General features: G+C 72.7%; 12 protein-coding genes. 7 read left to right on the top strand and 5 right to left on the bottom strand.

Annotated features, from left to right (window positions below):
• Positions 1-10 precede the first annotated feature (10 nt).
• The 5 genes from ACXJMZ_RS09580 (at position 11) to ACXJMZ_RS09560 (ending at position 3,219) form a co-directional block, all read left to right on the top strand.
• Positions 11-397, top strand: coding sequence for a hypothetical protein (locus tag ACXJMZ_RS09580; protein ID WP_457029560.1), 387 nt, complete (start codon positions 11-13; stop codon positions 395-397).
• 206 nt (positions 398-603) lie between these two features.
• Positions 604-1,035 carry a hypothetical protein gene (locus ACXJMZ_RS09575; RefSeq protein WP_457029707.1) on the top strand — a complete coding sequence of 144 codons (432 nt, stop codon included), beginning with the start codon at positions 604-606 and terminating at the stop codon, positions 1,033-1,035.
• A 146-nt stretch (positions 1,036-1,181) separates the two neighbouring features.
• The gene (locus ACXJMZ_RS09570; RefSeq protein WP_457029559.1) at positions 1,182-1,700 is read left to right on the top strand and encodes a MarR family winged helix-turn-helix transcriptional regulator; all 519 of its coding nucleotides are present in this window, start codon (positions 1,182-1,184) and stop codon (positions 1,698-1,700) included.
• Positions 1,701-1,849: 149 nt separating this feature from the next.
• Positions 1,850-2,314, top strand: coding sequence for a hypothetical protein (locus tag ACXJMZ_RS09565; RefSeq protein WP_457029558.1), 465 nt, complete (start codon positions 1,850-1,852; stop codon positions 2,312-2,314).
• A 38-nt stretch (positions 2,315-2,352) separates the two neighbouring features.
• Positions 2,353-3,219, top strand: a complete 867-nt coding sequence (locus tag ACXJMZ_RS09560) for an SDR family oxidoreductase (protein WP_457029557.1) — start codon at positions 2,353-2,355, stop codon at positions 3,217-3,219.
• 163 nt (positions 3,220-3,382) lie between these two features.
• Here the strand turns inward: ACXJMZ_RS09560 and ACXJMZ_RS09555 are convergent, their stop codons facing one another.
• The 5 genes from ACXJMZ_RS09555 to ACXJMZ_RS09535 all read right to left on the bottom strand — a co-directional run bounded on the left by ACXJMZ_RS09555 (position 3,383) and on the right by ACXJMZ_RS09535 (position 10,275).
• Entirely contained in the window at positions 3,383-4,669 is a 1,287-nt protein-coding gene (locus tag ACXJMZ_RS09555; RefSeq protein WP_457029556.1) for an MFS transporter, read from the bottom strand.
• Between the two features lie 133 nt (positions 4,670-4,802).
• Complete coding sequence (locus ACXJMZ_RS09550) at positions 4,803-5,483, bottom strand: response regulator transcription factor (protein ID WP_457029555.1); 681 nt, start codon at positions 5,481-5,483, stop codon at positions 4,803-4,805.
• Positions 5,480-6,709, bottom strand: a complete 1,230-nt coding sequence (locus ACXJMZ_RS09545; protein WP_457029698.1) for a sensor histidine kinase — start codon at positions 6,707-6,709, stop codon at positions 5,480-5,482. Before ACXJMZ_RS09545 ends, ACXJMZ_RS09550 begins: the two co-directional genes overlap by 4 nt.
• Positions 6,710-6,711: 2 nt before the next feature.
• The gene (locus ACXJMZ_RS09540; RefSeq protein ID WP_457029554.1) at positions 6,712-8,928 is read right to left on the bottom strand and encodes an MMPL family transporter; all 2,217 of its coding nucleotides are present in this window, start codon (positions 8,926-8,928) and stop codon (positions 6,712-6,714) included.
• Positions 8,929-9,252: 324 nt separating this feature from the next.
• Entirely contained in the window at positions 9,253-10,275 is a 1,023-nt protein-coding gene (locus ACXJMZ_RS09535) for a LacI family DNA-binding transcriptional regulator (protein WP_057235928.1), read from the bottom strand.
• Between the two features lie 210 nt (positions 10,276-10,485).
• Between ACXJMZ_RS09535 and ACXJMZ_RS09530 the strand changes: the two genes are divergently transcribed.
• Both ACXJMZ_RS09530 and ACXJMZ_RS09525 read left to right on the top strand, forming a co-directional pair.
• On the top strand, positions 10,486-14,730 hold the full coding sequence (locus tag ACXJMZ_RS09530) for a glycoside hydrolase family 38 N-terminal domain-containing protein (protein ID WP_457029553.1): 4,245 nt from the start codon (positions 10,486-10,488) through the stop codon (positions 14,728-14,730).
• Positions 14,727-15,425 (top strand): DUF7158 domain-containing protein, encoded by a 699-nt coding sequence (locus ACXJMZ_RS09525; RefSeq protein WP_457029552.1) that lies wholly within the window; start codon positions 14,727-14,729, stop codon positions 15,423-15,425. Before ACXJMZ_RS09530 ends, ACXJMZ_RS09525 begins: the two co-directional genes overlap by 4 nt.
• Positions 15,426-15,429: the final 4 nt, after the last annotated feature.

Genomic DNA, 15,429 nt, shown 5'->3' with positions numbered 1-15,429 from the left:
CCCGCAGCCGGTGCTGCTGGGGCCGGCGAGTGCCGGGGTCCACCGCCTGTCGCTGGCCCGGGCTCTCGAACTCAACCCGCTGGCCCGGGCGTTGGCGGGCAGCACCGACCTGGCGCAGGCGGAGGCGGCGAGCACGGCGGTCTGCGGCTTCTCCGAGATCGCCCGCGAACGGGCCAGGGCGCTGGCCCCGGAGCCCCCCGTCACCGTGCCCGCCGTTGTCGGCTCCCTGTCGGAGCGCTACACGGACTGGGCGGCCCGGACGGCGGCCCGGGGCATCGAGTACGTCACCACCCGCCGGATCACCGAGGAGCTCGGTCTGACCCCGGCGGACTCCCGGCTGCTCCGGGTCGAGCTGCGGGTGGCGGGGCGACACGTTCCGCCGCTCTGGCGGATCTAGTACGACAGAACACCCGGTCAGGCCCGGGCGGGTCAGGGGCCGGCCGGTTCCGGCGAGCGCCTGGGAGACGGGTCCGTGCGGGCCTGCGCCCGTTCGGGTGGCGGGCGGCGAGCCGCCGTCGCCGATCGTGTGTGTACCGATTGAATCGGCGCGTCCGTGGTTCAGCGGCGCTGTCCCCGCGCCGCGTATCAGAGGAGGAGTCTGACATGGCACCCGTACCCAACGGCGTCTACGCGATCACCAAGCCCGGCGAACAGCTGCTCACCCTGCAGGAAGGGAAGGGGGATGCGGTCATCCTCCCGCCCACCGGTGAGCCGGGCGAGCAGGACTGGCAGGTGGAGGCGCTCGGCAACGGCAACATCCACATCCGCAACCTCAAGGACGGGACGTACCTGGGCTACGACGACGAGCCCAACGTGAACGCGCCCGTGAAGGGTTCCCCCGAGACGCGCGAGTGGGCGCTCTACCAGAGCGCCCAGCCGTTCACCTTCCACGTGGTCATCCCCGGCGGACCGATCGACGGTGTGGAACTCGCGCTGGACGTCAGCCTGCTGAGGATCTTCCCGCCGCGCACCGCGCTGCGCCCGCTGGAGGTCGGCGACCAGCGGCAGGCGTGGCGGTTCGAGTTCCGCGAGTAGGGCGGGGGCCCCGACTGTTCCATGGCCTGGTTGCAGTACCAGGGCCTGGCGCCTTGACGATCGAAGTAGTTAGCTGCCATGGCCTGGTTGCAGTACCAGGGCCTGGCGCCTTGACGATCGAAGTAGTTAGCTGCCATATTATCTGCATGACGAGGAACGGGGATGACGGCGAGATGCCCACGCTGGACCAGGCCAGGCGGCAGGTCGAGCACTACGGCCTCGAGGTCGATCCGCAGGCAGTGCTGGTCGCGGTGCGACTGATCTCGGCGGGAGCTCGGGTCGGCCGGGCGGCCGAGGCGCACTTCGCCAGGTTCGGCCTGTCGACGGGGCGGTACCGCCTGCTCGCCGACCTCGAAGCCCATGGCGGGGAGAAGTCCCCTTCGCATCTTGCTGCGGATCTCGACATCTCCAGGGCCACGGTCACCGGTCTGCTGGACGGACTCGAACGCGAAGGCCTGATCGCCCGACGCCCGTCCGTGGAGGACGGGCGGGGCACGGTGGCCATCCTGACGGCGCGTGGTGCGCAGCGGCTGCGTGACATGGCGCCCGAGCACTTCGGGCGACTGGAGGCGATGGTGGGCGGTCTCAGTGGCGAGGAGCGCGCGGTGTTCCTGGACCTGCTCGCCCGGGTCGTGCGCGGCAGTGCGGCCCTGGCCGCCGACTGATCCGGCTTGGTCTTGTAGGGCCCCGTCCGCTGGGCAGGGCCCTTTTTTACGACGTAGTAGTTAGCCAGCTAATTACTGTACCTGGGTAGGACGTCGGCCACCCAGCGGCAACCTTCTGCTTCCCGAACACGAACGAGAATGAGGTCGACATGCCCGCAACGAAGGACCCAACCGTCCGAAGCCGGACGGCCTCCCGGAAGTTCGTCCTGTGGCGGGAGGTACTGACCGCCTACGCGGCCCCCGCGCTGATGGCCGGCGCCGCCGGAGTCGTCACCGGGCAGCGGGACCTGGCCGTGGCGGCCGTTACCTCCATCGCCGGGACCTCCGCCGTGGTGGCGTTCCTGGTCGGCGCCTGGCTGCGGCGCGGCGGGCAGCCTCGACGGTGGACCACCGTCATACCGCGCGTTGCCCTGACCGCCGTGCTCCTCATCGCCGCCGTCGGTGCAGCGGGGGCGTTGGGATGGTTCGTCGCCCAGTGGCTGCCCGCACACACCCCGGTTCCCGGTGCGCCCTGGCTGGATCGCCTGCGCATCGACCTGCCGATCTCGGCGGCCCTCGCCACCACCATCGTCACCCTGCGCTGGCGCAGCACCACCACCGCGTCCCAGTCGTAACCCCAGCGGTACCCACCACCAAGAAACGAGGACACCTGATGATCGTTGTCATGGGAGCGACCGGAGCAACCGGAAACGCCCTGCTCCACAGCCTGCTCGCACTCGGCGAACCTGTGCGTGCGCTGACCCGGACTCCGCAACGGCCGCTGCCCGGCCTGACCGGCGCACACCACCCGCCCGTAGAGGTCCAGTACGCAGACGCCACCGACCCGCACTCGCTGCGTACGGCTTTCAAGGGCGCGAGCCGGCTCTTCCTCGCCATGGCCAACAGTCCCGCACAGGTAGAACTCGAGACTCGTGTCATCGACGTCGCCGCCGACTCCGGTATCGGACACATCGTCAAGATCTCGGCACCCGCTGCCGAACCCGACTCCCCGGTCGCCATCTCCCGGGGGCACCATGCCGTCGAGGAGCACCTGCGGGTCACCGGGCTCACCCACACCATCCTGCGCCCGTACGCATTCATGCAGAACCTGCTGCGCCTGGCCCCCGCCGTCGCCGAAGGAGTCATCCTCGGCAGCATGGGTGACGCGCCCTGCAACTACGTCGACTGCCGTGACATCGGCGACGTCGCCGCCGCCGCGCTCACCAGGCCCGAGATCTCCGGCGGTACGTACACCCTGACCGGCCCCGAAGCCGTCTCCTACCCCGAACTCGCCGCCCGCCTGAGCACCCTGACCGGCAGTCGGATCCGCTACGTCGACCTCACCCCGGACGAACTGCGCGACAGCCTGATCCACCGTGCCCGGATGCCCGACTGGCTCGCCGAGCACGTGACGGAGATCCAGCAACTCGCCATCGCCCGGCCGGAAACCCCCTCCACCACGGTCACCGACATCCTCGGCCGCCCGCCCCGCACYCTCGACGCCTTCCTGTACGAACACCGCGACCACTACCGCCGGTAGGTCAGTCCGTAGGAGGGCGGCCTGCCGGTACAGGAGCGGTGCTCACCGTGATGAGGCATCAGCTTTTCGGCTGGTGCCTCAAACGGGTGTTGCTGAGGGTCATGCGGCCTTCAGCGGTGTGCCGTCGTAGGTCCAGCGGTAGGGCTGCTGCCCGGTCCCGTAGCTACATACCTGCCCTGGCGTCGGTCGTGTTGTCCATCCGGCGCCAGGCAGGGAAGGCCAGCGGGCAGAGCGTGGTCAGCAGGTACGCCCCGCCGAGGAGCACGAGGGCCGTCGTCAGCCCGGCCCGGTCCACCAGGTAGCCGCAGGCGAGGGCGCCGAGCGGGGTCGCCAGCAGTACTCCCGCAGCCAGGACGCCCGTCACGCGGCTGCGCAGGGCGTCGGGGACGAGCTCGTACAGCACGGTCGAGACGATCGGGTTGAGGATCCCGGCGGCGACACCGGCGATGGCCAGCGTGACGCCCAGGGGCAGCAGGCCGGGCGCGAACGCCGCGACCAGCATGCGCGGGCTTCCGCTGACAAGGAGACAGCAGGCGTACAGCGACCAGCGGGGAAGCCGGGCCCCCAGCGCCGCGTACAGCAGCGAGCCGCCGAGCGCGCCGGCCGCGAAGAGGCCGGCGAGCAGGCCGAGGTCGACCGATCCGCCGAGGTCGCGCTCGGCGTGCACGGGCAGCAGGACCGCGCTCCAGCCCTGGTCCAGGCCGTTGGTCACCATGAGCAGCAAGGTGATGGCGAGCAGCAGCCGCTGACGGAGCAGGAAGGTCAGGCCCTCGCGCAGTTCGTCGCGGTACCTGCGCAGGCTCGCCGGGGGACCGTCCCGTCGAGGGGCGGCGGCGGGGACGCGCCGGACGCCGAGGGCGACCAGGAGCGCCGAGACACCGAAGGTTGCCGTGTCCAGGAGCAGGACGGGCCCGGTCCCGAACAGCGCGATCAGTACACCGGCGGCCGAGGCTCCGAGCAGTCGGGCCCCTCTGGACGCACTTGTGTACAGGCTCATGGCCCGGGCGAGCGGGAGGCCGGCGTGATCGGCGAGATCGGGCGTGAGCACCTGGCGTGCGGTCTCGCCCGGCGCCTGGAAAAGCCCGTTGACCCCCATGAGCACACACAGGTGCCAGAACCGCAGGGCGCCGGCCCATTGGAGCAGCGGGATCAGCCCGATGGCCGTCCCGCACACCAGGTCCGACAGCACCGACGCGCGCAGGCGTCCGATCCGGTCGATCAGCGGTCCGACGGCGAGCGCCGACACCGCCAGCGGCAGCATCCCGCAGAAGGCCACCAGGCCGGCCCGGGAGGCGCTGCCGGTGGTCTGCAGGACGAACCACGGCACACCGATGCCGGCGAAGGCGTTCCCGGTGATCGAGACGAGGTTCGCGGCCAGCAGGGCGCCGAGCGGCCGCCGGTCCGGGGCGGCCGGGTCCTCGTCGGCCCGGGCGGGGGCGGCGACGGTCATGAGCGCTTCTCCGGGCGATCGTCGGGCGTCTGCCGGGGCGTCAGCTCTTCGGAAGGGGAAGGCGATCGCTCATGTCCCAGCTGCGACGCCACGCGGCCCGAGGCCTCACCCCGGCCAACCTGCGGTCACAGGATCAGGTGCGGTCCGGCGGGTCGACCCGGACCAGGCCCGACTGGTAGGCGATGGCGACCAGTTGGGCGCGGTGGCGGGCGCCGAGTTTGGTCATGGTGCGCTGGACGTGGGTGCGGACGGTGAGGGGGCTGACGTACATCCGCTCGGCGATCTCGTCGTTCGAGAGGCCCTCGGCGACCTGGGCCATCACCTCGCGTTCGCGGGCGGTGAGGACGTCGAGGGCCGGGGGTGGGGTGGCCGGGTCGGTCTCGGGGTGGGCCAGGAAGCGGTCGATCAGGGCCCGGGTGGCGGTGGGGGAGAGCAGGGTGTCCCCGGCGGCCACCGCCCGGATGCCGCCGAGGAGTTCCTCGGGGCCGACGTCCTTGCCGAGGAAGCCGCTGGCGCCCGCGCGCAGGGCCTGGGCCACGTACTCGTCGATCTCGAAGGTGGTGAGGATCAGCACCCGGGTGCCGGACAGGGCTCGGTCGCGGCAGATCTCCTCGGTGGCGGCCAGCCCGTTCAGTACCGGCATCCGGATGTCCATCACGACCACGTCCGGCCTGGTGGCGCGGGCCAGGGCGACCGCCGCCCGGCCGTCGCCCGCGACGCCGACCACCTCCATGTCCTCGCAGGACTCGATCAGCAGCCGGAAGGTGCCGGCCAGCAGGGCCTGGTCGTCGGCCAGCAGTACCCGGATGGTCACCGTGCGGTCCTCTCGTCAAGATCCTGATCGCCTTGGCCGGGGTCGGACTCGCCGGTCTCCAGCGGTAGTTCGGTGGTGACCTCGAAGCCGCCGTCCGAGCTGCGTCCGGCCAGCAGGCGTCCGCCGACCGACTGGGCCCGTTCGCGCATGCCGATCAGACCGTAACCCGGTGCGCCCGCCGGTGCGGCCGGGTGGCCGTCGTCGGCGACCGTCACGGTCAGCAGGCGGCGGGTGTAGGCCAGCCGGACCGAGGCGGTTGCGGCGCCCGCGTGCTTGGTGACGTTGGTCAGCGCCTCCTGGATGATCCGGTAGGCGGTCAGATCCACGCCGGGGGAGAGCGGCCGCGGTTCGCCGGACCTGTGTACCGTGACGGTCAGGCCCGCGCCCTCGAACGCGGCCAGCAGATCCGGGAGTTGGGCCAGACCCGGGGCGGGCTCAAGGGGCGCCTCCGGGTCGTCCGAGCGGCGCAGCAGGCCCACCGTGGCCTTGAGTTCGCGCAGTGCGGCGGAGGTGGTGCCGGCCAGGCTGTCCAGCATCTCCTGGGCCTGCTCGGGCTTGCTGCGCAGCAGGTAGGCGGCGGTGGCGGCCTGGGCGTGGGCGAGGGCGATGTGGTGCGCGACGATGTCGTGCAGCTCGCGGGCGATCCGCATCCGCTCCTCGCCGACCCGCCGCTGGGCCTCGTCCTCCCGGGTGCGCTCGGCCAGTTCGGCCCGGGCCTCGACGGCGGCGACGTAGTCGCGCCGACTGCGGACCGAGTCGGCGATGGCGCCCGAGAGCAGGATCCAGGCGACGAAGCCGATCCGGTTGGCGGTGAGGATCGAGCCGGAGGTGGAGAGCACGGTGGCGGTGAACAGGATGCCCGCGACCGCAGCGGTGTACAGCATGGCGGTGCGGCGGTCCGTGCGCATGGCCATCGAGTAGAGCGCGGCCAGTGCGGCGCCCGCCGTGAACGGCGAGGGCTGGAAGCCGCCCGAGTCGGCCAGCACGCTGATGGCGGCGCCGCACAGGGTGGTGACGGCCACCACGGTGCGCGGACGGGTGCGGTGCCAGAGCAGGGCGACCGAGGCCGCCGCGGCGATCAGCGCGACGGCGAGAGACGGGGCCCGGACGATCCGGGGGTCGGTGGCCGACATGGTGCTGGCCAGCACCGCCAGGCCCCAGAGCAGCACGGCGAGCGTCACGTCGACGGTGCGGGGGTGCCTGCGGAGCCACGGGCGCCAGGCGATGATCAGACGTGAACGGCCGGACGCTCCGTCAGCTCCTGGCCAGCGGGGGCGGGGGCGGGCGCGGTGGCGGTCAGCGACTCGCCCTCCACGTCCACCCGGGGAATGATCCGGTCCAGCCACTTCGGCAGCCACCAGGCCCGGTCGCCGAGCAGCGCGAGCACCGCCGGGACGATGGTCATCCGGACCACGAAGGCGTCCAGGAAGACCGCCGAGGCCAGGCCGAGCCCCATCATCTTGATCATCGACTCGCTCATCCCGATGAACCCGGAGAACACCGCGATCATGATGACGGCTGCGGCCACCACCACCCGGGCACTGTGCCGGAAACCGGTGACGATCGCCTGCCCCGGCCGCTCCCCGTGCACGTACGCCTCGCGCATCCGGGTCACCAGGAAGACCTCGTAGTCCATCGCAAGGCCGAACACCACACCGATCAGGAAGATCGGCATCATGCTCATCACCGGGCCGGTCTGCTCGACGCCCAGCAGTCCGGCGAACCAGCCCCACTGGAATACCGCGACGATCACGCCGAACGCCGCCGCGACCGAGAGCAGGAAGCCGAGCGCCGCCTTCAGCGGAACCAGCACGGAGCGGAACACCACCATCAGGAGCAGGACGGCCAGGCCGACCACCAGCGCGAGGTAGGGGAGCAGCGCGTCGGAGACCTTCTGCGAGATGTCGATGTTCACCGCCGTCGTGCCGGTGACCAGCACGGTCGCGCCGGTTTCCGCGCGGAGCCCGGCGGCCTCGCCCCGGATGGTGTGCACCAGGTCCTTGGTGTCGGTGGTGCTGGGGCCGGTGGCGGGCACGGCGGTGATCAGCGCGGTGTTGCCGGCCGGGTTGAAGGCGGCGGGCGAGACGGACACCACGCCTTCGGTGGCGGCGAGTTGACCGGCGGCGCGGGCGACGGCGGCCTTCGGGTCGGCGGCGCCCTTGGCGTCCACCACCACGGTGAGCGGCCCGTTGAAGCCGGGGCCGAAGCCGTCGGCGAGGGCGTCGTAGGCCCGGCGCTGGGTGGACGAGGTGGGCTGCGACTCGGCGCCCGGCATCCCGAGGTCGAGGCTGAGCGCCGGTACGGCCAGCACGCCGAGGCCGAGCACGCCGAACACCAGGACGGCGACCGGACGGCGGGTCACGAACCGGGCCCAGCGGGTGCCGCCGTTCGGCCTGGCGGCAGCAGGAGTGGCGGTGGCGCGCGGTGCTGCCGCTCGGCGGGTCGACCGGGGCAGGACGGCCTTCTGGAAGAAGCCGAGCAGCGCGGGCAGCAGGGTCAGCGCGATCACGACCGCGACCAGGACGGTGCCGGCTGCGGCCATCCCCATGTTGGTGAGGGCGGGAATGCCGACCACGGCGAGACCGGCCAGCGCGATGAAGACGGTCAGCCCGGCGAAGACCACGGCCGAGCCGGCCGTACCGACGGCCCGGCCGACGGCCTCCTCGGGACGGTGGCCGTCGGCCCGTTCGGTCCGGTAGCGGGAGACGATGAAGAGCGCGTAGTCGATGCCGACCGCCAGCCCGAGCATCAGGGCGAGCGTGGTGGTGGTGCTGGACATGCCGACGGCGACGATCGCGGTCACGCCGACCCCGATGCCGATCAGCGCGGTGAGCAGCGGAAGTCCGGCGGCCGCCAGCGAGCCGAAGGTGATCAGCAGGACGACCGCGGCGGCGGCGATGCCGACGACCTCGGTGACGCCGCCCGCCTCGGGCCCGGGCTGGAGCGCCGTACCGCCGAGCTCCACGGTCAGGCCCGCGTGCTGGCCGCCCTTGACGGCGTCCTCGAGGTGCGCCTTCGTGGCCGAGGTGAGCTCGGTGCTCTTCGCGTCGTACGAGACGGTGGCGTAGGCGGTGCTGCCGTCCTTGCTGACGGCGTGGGTGACGAACGGGTCCAGCACGCTCTTGACCTGCGGGCTGCCGGTCAGCTCGCCGACCACCTGTTCGACCGCGGCCTTGTTGGCGGTCGCGGTGATCTGCTGCCCCTGCGGTGCAACGAACACGATCCGGGCGTCGGCGCCGTCCGAACTCGCGCCGGGGAAGCGCTCGTTGAGCAGGTCGAAGGCCTGCTGCGACTGGGTGCCCGGCATCGCGAACCCGTCGTCCTCAGCCGCGGGTGCCTTGGCCGCGGCGAACGCGCAGGCGGCCAGCAGCGCCACCCAGAGCAGGACGACGTACCGTCGCTGCCGGAACGAGAACCGGCCGAGCCGGTAGAGAAAGGTGGCCACGGAGAAGGGCGCTCCAGTCTGGATCGGCAGTGGGCGGCGGGGGTGCCGCAGGATGCCTCAATCCTTCTTGGTGCGGGGGCTCACGTCGTCGTCCGGTGGCAGACAGTTGGGCGTACTGCCGTTGCAGTACGGACCGGCAGCGCGTACCGCGCAGGTAGCAGGCAGGGGCGTGTCTTTCGGGTCAGGCCGGGCGGTCGCCGCCGGGGCACGCACCTCGCCGGCTTCTCGTCGGTCGCCGATGCTCCGCATGGACTCCCTCCTCGGCACCGCCGAGCCACGCACCCCAACGCCGCCCACTAGCCGGCCTGACCCGAAAGACACGCCCTACTCCGGGCGCGGGGCGGCGGTGCTCTCCCGGACGGTCAGCCGGGGGGTGGGGTTCTTCAGGTCGTGCACCGCCTCGGGGTCGGCGATGGCGGCGAGCATCGTACGGGCGACCTGCTCGCCGAGGGCGAAGGTGTCGCGGGAGAGCGCGGTGAGCGGCGGGTGGACGATCCGGGTCAGGGTCGAGTCGTCGAAGGAGACGATCGACAGGTCGCCGGGCACGGCCACCCCCATCTCCATCGCGACACCGAGCCCGGCCACGGCCATCACGTCGCTGTCGTAGATGATCGCGGTGGGACGGCGGCTGCGGGTGAGCAGTGCGCGGGTGGCCGCGGCGCCCTCGGCGTCGCTGAAGTCGGTGGGCACCGAGAGGGCCTCGGTCAGCCCGAGCCGCTTCGCGCTGTCGCGCAGCGCGCGGATCCGGCGCTGGGTGTGTTGGAAGGCGGGCAGCCCAGCCAGGTGGGCGATCCGTCGATGACCGAGCGCCGCAAGGTAGTTGACGGTGGAGATCATCGCCTCCCGGTCGTCGGCCCAGACGCTCGGCAGGGTGCCGTGCCGGCCGGGTCCGCCGAGCACCAGGGCGGGCACGCCGAGCTGCTCCAGCACCGCGATCCGGGGGTCGCGGACCTGGAGGTCGACCACCACGAAGCCGTCCACCCGGTGTTCGGAGGCCCAGCGCCGGTACACCTCGATCTCGGCGGCGGTGTCCTCGACCACCATCAGCTGCAGGGCGGTGGAGTGGGCGGACAGGCCCGCCTGGAGGCCGGAGAGCAGCTGGGCGAAGAACGGTTCGACACCGATGGTGCGGGCCGGCCGGGCCAGTACCAGGCCGACCGCTCCGGCCTTCGCGCCGCCGAGCGCGCGGGCGGCGCTGTGCGGGCGCCAGTTCATCTCCTCGGCGATCCCGAGAATCCGCCGACGGGTCTCCTCGCTGACCCCGGGCCGCCCGTTGAGGGCGAACGAGACGGCGCCCTTGGACACCCCGGCCTGCCGGGCGATGTCCGCGATGGTCGGTCTTGCCATGGGGCGTCCCCCCTCTCTCACGACCCGTCGAAAACCTGGTCGGAGCATAGTGCACGCCCCATCGACCGGTTTACCGATCCCGCTGGTCAGAACACTTGCTGAGAGCACGTCAGATGAGACCTGGCGGCGGTCGTCGGAATGGTCTATTGACACCCAAACTATAGCGGTTTAGGTTCGCCGTGCCGATGGCCCAGTCCATGGATTCAGCCCATGGATCAGCAGGAGGGAACCCCCGTGCCGGTCACCGTCACCGCCGTCGAGAGCACCGATCTGTTCACCGGCAGCGAAGCCGATCCCCGGCAGGTCCTGCGGGTCACCGTGACGGGGCCGCCGACCCCGATCACCGTCACCGGAGCGGGAGTTCGAGGCGAGGCCACCGGCACCGGCACGGTGGAGATCCCGCTGCAGGTCACCGACCCCGTACCCGGTCAGCGCCGCCCGGTCACCGTCCGCGCGGGCGGGGCCGAGGTGACGGCCGAGCTGCTGGTCGCCGAGCCGGGCTGGACGATGTACCTGGTCTCGCACTTCCACTACGACCCGGTCTGGTGGAACACCCAGGCCGCCTACACCTCGCCCTGGGAGCTGCTCTCCGGCGACGCCACCACCCGGCCGCTCTGGGAGCGGAACGGCTTCGCGCTGGTGGACGCCCATCTGGAGCTGGCCCTGCGCGACCCGGTGTACCGGTTCGTGCTGGCCGAGATCGACTACCTCAAGCCCTACTTCGACCAACATCCGGAGCGGCGCGCCCAGTTACGGAGGCTGCTGGAGCGCGGCCAGATCGAGCTGGTCGGCGGCACCTACAACGAACCGAACACCAACCTGACCGGCGCCGAGACCACCATCCGCAACATCGTCTACGGCATCGGCTACCAGCGCGACATCCTCGGCGGCGACCCGCAGACCGCCTGGCAACTCGACGTCTTCGGCCACGACCCGCAGTTCCCCGGCTACCTGGCCGACGCCGGGCTGACCGGCAGTGCGTGGGCGCGCGGGCCCTTCCACCAGTGGGGGCCGATCCAGAAGAACTTCCGGGCGGCCAAGGACGACGCCACCGTCATGCAGTTCCCGAGCGAGTTCGAGTGGATCTCGCCCTCGGGCCGGGGCGTGCTGACGCACTTCATGCCGCACCACTACTCGGCCGGCTGGTGGATGGACTCGGCCGCCGACCTGCCCGCCGCCGAGCAGGCGGTGTACGAGCTGTACCGCAAGCTCAAGCCGGTCGGCGCGACCAGGAACCTGTTGCTCCCGGTCGGCACCGACTACACCCCGCCGAACAAGTGGGTCACCGAGATCCACCGCTCCTGGGCCGCCAAGTACGTCTGGCCCAGGTTCGTCTGCGGCACCCCGCGCGACTTCCTGACCGCCGTCCGGGCCGAGTCCGCCGCCACCGGCCGCCGGCCCAGCCCGCAGACCCGCGACATGAATCCGGTCTACACCGGCAAGGACGTCTCGTACATCGACACCAAGCAGGCCCAACGGGCAGGCGAGGTCGCGGCCTTGGACGCCGAGAAGCTCGCCACCCTGGCCGCCCTGCAGGGGCTGGGCAGCTACCCCGAGGCCGCGCTCGACAAGGTGTGGCGCCAACTCGCGTACGGCGCACACCATGACGCGATCACCGGTTCCGAGTCCGACCAGGTGTACCTCGACCTGCTCGGCGGCTGGCGGGAGGCGCACGACCTGGCCGCCGAGGTCCGCGACCGGGCCCTGGACGCCCTGGTCGGCACCGTCGACACCCGGGGTCCTGGCACCGCCGTGGTGGTCACCAACACGCTCTCCTTCGAGCGCTCCGCCACCGTCGCGGTCCGCCTGCCCGAGGGCTCCCCGGCGGCGGTCCGGATCGTCGACGACACCGGAGCGCCGGTGCCCTGCGCCGTGGACCAGGGCACCCTGTACTTCCGCGCGGACGCCGTCCCCGCTCTCGGCTGGCGCAGCTGGCGGGCCGTGGACGGTACTCCGGAAGCGCTCTGGACGGCCGCCGGGGGCGTCGGTATCGGAAATCACCGCTACCGGGTCACCGCCGATCCGGCCCGGGGCGGCGCCCTGAGCAGCGTTCAGGACCTGTTGTCCGGACGGGAGTTGCTCCAGCCCGGTCGGCTCGGCAACGAGCTGCGGGTGTACGAGGAGTACCAGCAGCACCCCGACTTCGGCGAAGGCCCCTGGCACCTGTTGCCCAAGGGCCCGGTGCTCGGCTCGGGCGACACCGCGGCCGTCACCCGACGGGAGGTCGGCCCGCTCGGCGAACGGCTGGTCAGCAGCGGCACCGTGGACGGCATCCGGTACGAACAGACCGTCACTCTGTGGCACGGCCTGGACCGGATCGACTGCCGGACCAGGGTGATCGACCACGGCTCCGCCGACCGGCTGCTCCGCCTGCGGTTCGCCCTGGACCTGCCCGGCACCCTGCCGGTCAGCGAGGTCGCGGACGCGGTGGTCGGCCGGGGCTTCGCGCTGCCCGACGTCGACGTGGCGGAGACGCCCTGGACGCTCGACAACCCCGCCAACACCTGGTTCGGCCTCGGCTGCACCGCCCGGGTCACCCTCACCCGGCCGGACGGCACGGCGCTCGGCGACCGGGCGCTGGGTGTGGCCGAGGTGGTCGTCCCCGACCTCGACCGGGCGGCTGACGCCCGCGACCTGGTGGTGGCGCTGGCCCGGGTCGGCGTCACCGCGACCACCGCGAGCGCCGACTGGTCCCGCTACGGCTGGCTCGACGTCGACTCCAACCTGCCGGACTTCCGCATCCTGCTCGGCGGGCCCGAAGTCAACGACGCCACCCGGCAGTTGCTCGCGGAGGTGGGGGAGGAGTACGCGGCCGTGCTGAAGGCGCACGGCCGGGTCTGGGTCCCCGCCGCCCGCCCGCTGCGCGAGGTCTGGCAGCCGGACGCCGACCTGCGCGGACTGCGTGTCCTCCCCGCGCTGGTGGTCACCGACCCCGAGGCGCTGACCGACGACCTGGCGGACGCCCGGGTCACCGCCGTCTGCCCGGGCGAGCCGTCTGCCGGCGAGCGGCTCACCGACCACACCGCCGCGCTGCTCACCTTCGGCCTGCCCGGCTTCGCCGTCGACCCGGGCGGCGCGCTGCACCTCTCGCTGCTGCGCTCCTGCACCGGCTGGCCCTCGGGCGTCTGGATCGACCCGCCCCGGCGCACCGCCCCGGACGGCTCGTCGTTCCAACTCCAGCACTGGACCCATGACTTCAGCTATGCGCTGGTCAGTGGCGACGGTGACTGGCGGACGCTCGCGCTGCCGTCCCAGGGACAGGAGTTCAACCACCCGCTGCTCGCCAGGCTCGCCCCCGCGCAGGACGGCCCGCTGCCCGCCCGGCACTCCTGGCTGCGGATCCGTCCCGAACGCGAGGTCCGGCTGAGCACCCTCAAGCCGACCGGAAACCCGATCGCGCACGGCTCGGCCGCCGCCACCGACCCGGCCGCCGGGGTCACCCTGCGGCTGGTCGAGTCCACCGGCCTGGGCCGGACGGCCGAGCTGGACGGTGCGCTGCGGCTGACCGCCCTGCACCGGGCCGACCTGCTGGAACGCCCGCTCGCCCGGTTGGACGGGCCGATCACCCTCGACGGCTCCGGCGTCGCCACCCTGACGGCCCGTCCGGTCGACGCCGTGTCCGGCGGAGCCCCGCTCAGCTCGGCCGGGTCGGCCGGCCCGCTCGGCCCCGTCGCCGAGGCCGCCCAGCCCGTGCACGCCCGCTACTGGCTGCACAACCGGGGCCCCGCGCCGATGGGTTACCTGCCGGTGTCGGTCGGCCTCGCCCCCGGCCTGCTCCGGACCGCCGGTGAGCCGGTCGAGCTGTCCGCCGTGCTCGCCTCGCACCTGACGGACGCCGCCGTCGAGGGCACCGCCGAGATCCTGCCGCCCGACGGCTGGCAGGCCGGCCTGCGCCGCCGTCCGTACCGCCTGGCGGCCGGCGGGCACCTCCGGTTCCCTGTCACGCTCACCCCGCCCGCCGACGCCGGCCCCGGCCTGTACTTCGTCGCGGTCCGGACCGAGTACCTCGGCCAGCAGATCGAGGACGTCGCCACCGTCGCGCTCGGCGAACTGCCCGCCCTGCTCCCGGTGCCGGGCCCGATCCCGGACGGCTGGTCGCAGGCCCAGGGCACCAAGGCCGACACCGGTCGGCAGACCGGCCTCACCGTGGCGACGGACACGACCACGATCCGGGTCGCGCCCGGCGGGCGGGCGCAGCTGTCGCTGCTGCTCGGCAATCGGACGATGGGGGAGATCCACGGCGAGCTGCAGGCGGTCTCCCCGTGGGGCAGTTGGGAGATCGTCCGGACGCCGGTCCGCGGCTTCCGGGTGGCGGCGGGCGCGACGGAGCAGGTGGTCTTCGAGCTGGCGCCGCCCGCCGATCTCGACCCGGGGACGTACTGGCTGGTCGCCAAGGTGATGTGGTTCGGCCGCTGTCAGTACGCGCCGACCGTCGAGCTGATGGTCTCGCCATGACGGACCGTCAGTCGGCGGCTGTGCTCGGCCTGTTGGACGGGCGGCCGCTGCCACGTACCGAGCTCGATCTCAGGCTGGCCGCCCTGCGCGGTGGACCGCGCGCCTCGGCGCTGCCCCGGCCCGGCAGTGCCGAGGACCGGCWACTCACCCGCTGGGTCGCGCAGGTGGTGCTGACGGAGGAGCTGTGCGCGGCCGAGGCGGCGGCCCGGGGGCTGGACCCGGGTGCCGCGCTGCCGGTGCGGCTGGACCAGCGGGCGGCCGTCGAGCTGGGGTCGATCGCGRCCGCCGCGTTCGAGGGCAGCGCGGCCGTCCGGGCGGTGTTCGACGCGGTTACGGCGGACGTCGTGCCCGGACCGGTACCGGCCGTCGATCACCTGGCGGGGGAGCGCTGGCAACTGAGCTCGCCGGACGGCGACTTCGACGCCGACCCGGCCACCCTGCCGACCGAGCTGGTCCGGGCGCTCCGGGCCGCCGCCCCCGGCCGGCAGGTCACGGTCGGCGCGTGGACGGCGGCGCTGACCGGGCGTCAGCCGGCACCGGCGTCGCCGGACCGGAGCGCCGAAATGCTGGGCAGCGCCCGGCGGATCGCCTTCGTCCGCTGGATCGACCGGGCCCGGGCCGAGCGCCTGACCCTGGTGCCGGGACTGGAACACCCGGGTGACCCGGCCCAGCCCGACAACCACCATCGCCACTGACCGC

The sequence above is a fragment of the Kitasatospora sp. P5_F3 genome (assembly GCF_054049135.1).
Note: the sequence above shows the minus strand (reverse complement) of the source record. Positions and strands in the feature narration are given on the sequence as shown.

Coding starts and splice junctions, on each gene's coding strand:
- ACXJMZ_RS09575 (WP_457029707.1), top strand. CDS start 604: ATGGCACCCGTACCCAACGGCGTCTACGCGATCACCAAGCCCGGCGAA.
- ACXJMZ_RS09570 (WP_457029559.1), top strand. CDS start 1,182: ATGACGAGGAACGGGGATGACGGCGAGATGCCCACGCTGGACCAGGCC.
- ACXJMZ_RS09565 (WP_457029558.1), top strand. CDS start 1,850: ATGCCCGCAACGAAGGACCCAACCGTCCGAAGCCGGACGGCCTCCCGG.
- ACXJMZ_RS09555 (WP_457029556.1), bottom strand. CDS start 4,669: ATGACCGTCGCCGCCCCCGCCCGGGCCGACGAGGACCCGGCCGCCCCG.
- ACXJMZ_RS09535 (WP_057235928.1), bottom strand. CDS start 10,275: ATGGCAAGACCGACCATCGCGGACATCGCCCGGCAGGCCGGGGTGTCC.
- ACXJMZ_RS09530 (WP_457029553.1), top strand. CDS start 10,486: ATGGATCAGCAGGAGGGAACCCCCGTGCCGGTCACCGTCACCGCCGTC.